Origin of the sequence: Lutibacter sp. HS1-25, from assembly GCF_004121075.1 — a bacterium.
Lineage (GTDB): Bacteria > Bacteroidota > Bacteroidia > Flavobacteriales > Flavobacteriaceae > Lutibacter.
In genome coordinates, this window is the sequence record NZ_RHLN01000052.1 from 1 (window position 1) to 4,074 (window position 4,074).

The 4,074-nt window shown below is 32.4% G+C and carries 2 protein-coding genes; both read right to left on the reverse strand.

All coding sequences use genetic code 11. The annotated features are described in order from the left end of the window. A partial coding sequence (gene lpdA / locus EC396_RS11970; RefSeq protein ID WP_129366919.1) for a dihydrolipoyl dehydrogenase occupies positions 1-1,274 on the reverse strand: 1,274 nt, incomplete at its 3' end. A gap of 1,168 nt (positions 1,275-2,442) precedes the next feature. Next, positions 2,443-4,074: arginine--tRNA ligase (argS, locus tag EC396_RS11975; RefSeq protein WP_129366920.1), on the reverse strand; the 1,632-nt coding region annotated here is incomplete at its 5' end.

A 4,074-nucleotide genomic window follows, 5' to 3' on the forward strand; every position in this document is an offset into this window, starting at 1 on the left:
CTACCTAAAACCGCTTCAGCAATCATATCAGTAACACCAGCACCAATCATATGGCAACCTAACCACTCACCGTATTTTGCATCAAAAATAACTTTTACAAAACCATCAGGAGCACCAGAAGCTTTTGCTTTACCAGATGCTGAGAAAGGGAATTTACCAACTTTAATTTCGTAACCAGCCTCAATTGCTTTAGCTTCAGTTAAACCAACACTTGCAATTTCTGGAGTTGCATAAGTACAACCAGGAACATTTCCGTAGTCAATTTTTTCAGTATGTAAACCTGCAATTTTTTCAACACAAGTAATACCTTCTGCAGATGCAACGTGCGCCAAAGCTTGTCCAGGCACAACATCACCAATTGCATAATAACCAGGAATATTGGTTTGATAATAATCGTTTACCAAAATTTTATCTCTATCAACAATAATTCCAACATCTTCTAAACCAATATTTTCAATGTTAGATTTAATTCCAACAGCAGAAAGTACAATATCAGCTTCTAAAATTTCTTCACCTTTTGCTGTTTTTACAACCGCTTTCACGCCTTCACCTGAAGTATCAACAGATTCAACAGAAGAACTTGTCATAACTTTGATACCTGCTTTTTTAATAGAACGTTCAAATTGTTTTGAAACATCAATATCTTCAACAGGAACAATGTTTGGTAAAAACTCAACAATAGTTACATCAGTACCCATTGAATTGTAAAAATGAGCAAATTCAACACCAATAGCACCAGAACCAACAACAATCATTTTTTTAGGTTGTGTTGGTAAAGTCATAGCCTGGCGATAACCAATAACTTTTTTACCGTCTTGCGGTAAGTTTGGCAACTCACGAGAGCGAGCCCCAGTAGCAATAATAATGTGGTCTGCACTGTATTCAGTCACAGTACCATCAGCAGCAGTTACATCAACTTTTTTACCTGGCTTAATTTTTCCAAAACCATCAATAACGTCAATTTTGTTCTTTTTCATTAAAAATTGAACACCTTTGCTCATTCCTTCAGCAACACCTCTACTACGTTTAATAACAGCCTCAAAATCCTTGTCAATAGCTTCAGCTTTTAAACCATATTCATCAACATGTTTTAAATAATCGTAAACTTGAGCACTTTTTAACAAAGCTTTGGTAGGGATACATCCCCAGTTTAAACAGATTCCACCTAAGTTTTCTTTTTCAACTACGGCAACTTTAAAGCCAAGTTGCGATGCTCTAATAGCTGTAACATATCCTCCAGGACCACTACCAATAATAATAACGTCGTATTTCATGTTTTATATTTTCTGTTTTATGATAACTGATTTAACCCCGCAAATTTAATTAATTTTTTATTAATAAAAGAGCCGTTGAATTGTTTAATGACTTTAACTCAAATTTCTTGAAATCTACAATTCTAAACGCATCTAATTATATAATTGTGTTTTTTAACGGGTATTTATTGCCATTTTATGAATCAATTAAACCTCATCCTTTTTAATTTTGAGCCCTAAACTTTAAATTTTCACTTATTGGTTAACCACATTTAGCAAAAAACAACCTCAAATGTTTACAACTTGCGACTTTCAGATTTTTAACTATTGACTTAAATATTTTGGGCGTTTCCCTTTGGGTCGTGCTATCCGCTATATCTTTTTTACAATTCCACTGCGTTGCATTGTAAAAAAGGATGCCGCTGCTATCACTAACGCAAATCAACTAACAATGAAAATTGTTGGTAAATTATATCTAGTAACTTATAAATTTCAAACTCCAAACTCCAAACTTCTAATATTTAATATCTAACTTCGTAAATACCTCAAAATTGCTTCTAACTCGTAAATACAAGCATTGATGTGATTTCTCCGTTGTCGAAATGACAAAGTCAACATTAATCTTAGAAACAAACAGACTTTGGTCTTCAAACTTCAAACTTCAAACTTCTAATATTTAATATCTAACTTCAAAAATACCTCAAAATTGCTTCTAGCTTTTAAATACAAGCATTGTATGTGATTTCTCCGTTGTCAAAATGACAAAATAGTCAACATTAATCTTAGAGACAAACAGACTTTGGTCTTCAAACTCCAAACACCAAACTTCTAATATTTAATATCTAACTTCGTAAATAACTCAAACTTCCTTCTAGCTCTTAAATACAAACATTGGATGTGATTTCTCCGTTGTCGAAATGACAAAATAGTTAACATTTATCTTAGAGACAAACAAACTTTGGTCTTCAAACTCCAAACTTAAAACTTCCAATATTTAATATCTAACTTCGTAAATACCTCAAAATTCCTTCTAGCTCTTAAATACAAGCATTGGATGTGATTTCTCCGTTGTCGAAATGACAAAATAGTCAACATTAATCTTAGAAACAAACAGACTTTGGTCTTCAAACTCCAAACTTCAAACCTCTAATATTTAATATCTAACTTCGTAAATACCCCAAACTACGACTTACATTCTCTCCGGAACATCAATTCCTAATAAGCCAAATGCAGTTTTAATAACTTCACTTACTTTTTTAGAAAGTTTTGTTCTTATTATTTTTTCATTTTCGTTATCACAACCTAAAATTGGCAATGTTTGGTACAAAGAGTTGTATTCTTTTACCAAATCGTACGTGTAATTTGCAATCAATGCCGGACTATGATTTTTAGCTGCATTCTGAATTACTTCAGGAAATAATTGCAACTGTTTTATTAACGAACGTTCTTTTTCATGCAAAGCAATTGTTGAAATTGAGCTTGAATAATCAAAATCAGCTTTTCTTAAAATAGACTGAATTCGAGCATATGTATATTGAATAAACGGACCTGTATTACCTGCAAAATCTACAGATTCTTCAGGATCAAATAAAATACGTTTTTTAGGGTCAACTTTTAAAATATAATATTTTAAAGCACCCAAACCAATGGTGTTGTATAAAGTTTCTTTTTCTTCGTTTGAATAACCTTCTAATTTACCCAATTCTTGAGAAATTTCACGAGCAGTATTGGTCATTTCAAACATCAAATCATCAGCATCAACAACGGTACCTTCTCTCGATTTCATTTTACCACTAGGTAAATCAACCATACCATACGATAAATGGTAACAGTTTTTTGCCCAGCTAAAGCCTAATTTTTCTAAAATTAAAAACAACACTTTAAAATGGTAATCTTGCTCATTACCAACAGTATAAACCAATTCATCTAAATCAAAATCTTTAAAACGTTCAATGGCAGTACCAATATCTTGGGTCATATAAACTGCTGTTCCGTCAGATCGCAACACAATTTTTTCATCCAAACCATCTTCGGTTAAATCTATCCAAACAGAACCATCTTCTTTTTTGTAAAAAACACCTTTAGCCAAACCTTCGGCAACAACATCTTTACCCAATAAATAAGTATTGCTTTCGTAATAATTTTTATCAAAATCAACACCTAAGGCTTTGTATGTTTCGTTAAAACCAGCATAAACCCATTCATTCATGGTTTTCCAAAGCGATACAATTGCTTCGTCACCAGCTTCCCATTTTAATAACATTTGTTGTGCTTCAACTAAAATAGGTGCTTGTTTTTTTGCTTCTTCTTCGGTTTTGCCTTCAGCAATCAATTGCTTAATTTCTTCTTTATAAGCCTTGTCAAAAGCAACATAATAATTACCAACCAGTTTGTCACCTTTTAAACCAGTACTTTCTGGCGTTTCGCCATTTCCAAAACGTTGCCAGGCCAACATACTTTTACAAATATGAATACCACGATCGTTGATAATTTGTGTTTTATAAACTTTTCTACCAGAAGCTTTGATAATTTCAGCAACTGAATAGCCCAGTAAATTATTGCGAATATGCCCCAAATGCAATGGTTTATTGGTGTTTGGCGAAGAATATTCAACCATTACTGCTTTTTCATTTTCTGCAGGTTGAACAATACCAAAATTTTCGGTTTCATAAATAGATTGAAAACTATTTACAAAAAATGAATCGGAAATAACCAAGTTTAAAAAACCTTTTACCACATTAAAATCGGCAATTTCTTCTACATTGTCTTTTAAATAGGTTCCAATTTTGTTTCCAATTTCAACAGGATTTCCTTTTACAAA